Source organism: Bacillus sp. JJ1503, from assembly GCF_036965125.1.
GTDB lineage: Bacteria > Bacillota > Bacilli > Bacillales > Cytobacillaceae > Cytobacillus.
In genome coordinates, this window is the sequence record NZ_JBALOZ010000513.1 from 2,930 (window position 1) to 3,835 (window position 906).

Annotated in this window: 1 protein-coding gene; it reads left to right on the top strand. The window is 34.9% G+C overall.

From position 1 onward, the window contains the following. Window positions 1-43: 43 nt before the first annotated feature. The coding region (locus V7149_RS26095) for a hypothetical protein (RefSeq protein WP_335348462.1) at window positions 44-906 on the top strand (863 nt) is incomplete at its 3' end.

Sequence of the window (906 nt, forward strand, 5' to 3'; positions counted from 1 at the left end):
GGAAACGGTGAAGGATAATGTTTAATTTAAGGAGGAATGATTAATGGTTGGGTATATTAGTGAAAAAATTTCGTCGAAGGAATTATTCTTTAAGTTTGTAAAGGCGGATTTAGAAGTTGAAGTTACAGAAATTATTCATAATTGTTTTATGGATAACTCAAACGATTGGTTAGCTTTCGGAGATAACTGGAGTAACTATAGTGTTATTGGTAACCAATCAAGTACAGCTGAAGGCGCTTTAGCTGAAAAGTTAACAAATGCTGTAGACGCATTGGTAGTTAAAAAATGTATAGAAGTAGGTATTAATCCTAAAGGACCAAATGCACCGAAAAGTTTTAAAGAAGCGTTACAAAAATTTTGGGGTGTTGAAGATGGTGATCCATCGAAATTAGATAAAGAAACAGAGCGTGAAATTTTAGATAGCTTAGTTGTAATGGCTACTACGAAAAATTTAAAAACATGGAAAGCATTAGGAGCTAATGAACAGGAACTTGCTTTAGCTGTGTATGATGATGGTGAAGGTCAAAGTCCAAATCGATTACCTCAAACAATTTTATCTTTATTGAAAGGAAACAAGCATGATATTCCGTTTACGCAGGGGAACCATAATCAAGGTGGGTCGAGTACACTAATGCATGGTGGTCGGTATTCTTATACCTTAATAATTAGTAAGAGGAATGTTAATATTGTTGGGGAATTTGATGACATGAGTGATGATTCACTTCATGAATGGGGATGGACATTAATACGTCAAGACCTAAGGATTGGTGAATCTTCCCCGGTATTTACTTATTATGCTCCAAATGGTGAAATTCCTCGCTTTGCGGAAGATGAATTACCATTATTACCTAGGATTATTAGAGGTAAAGAAGCCAAAGAATACTTAGACTACGATAAATCTTGTAC